Genomic DNA, 353 nt, shown 5'->3' on the forward strand with positions numbered 1-353 from the left:
CCGTTAGTTGGGTCCGTCACATGCGGATCCGCCGACAAGAACCTCGCCGTGTACGGATCGTACACCCGCCCATTCATGTGCACCAGATCCAACTTGTCCAGCATCTCGTGGCCGGTGAAGCCCCGGTTGTCGATCTTGCCGTCCAGTTCATCCGGAGTCGCGCTGGTGGTGAGCATGCGGCGCTTGCCCCACGCGTCGTAGGCCAGCGGCTCCTGCAGCGCCCCGCCCTGGTCCGTGAACGCCACCGGACTGCCCAGCCGGTCCGCGTGCAGCCAATGCAGCGCCGTCGTGCCCTTGACCGGATCGTCGATCTCCACCCCAATGCCCATCGGCCAGTACGTCTTCACCGCCGT

General features: G+C 65.7%; 1 protein-coding gene. It reads right to left on the reverse strand.

The window, feature by feature from the left end; all coding sequences use genetic code 11:
* A partial coding sequence (locus AC3WOS_RS28050; protein WP_492720550.1) for an RHS repeat domain-containing protein occupies nt 1–353 on the reverse strand: 353 nt, incomplete at both ends.

The sequence above is a fragment of the Rugamonas sp. FW305-51 genome (assembly GCF_058786935.1).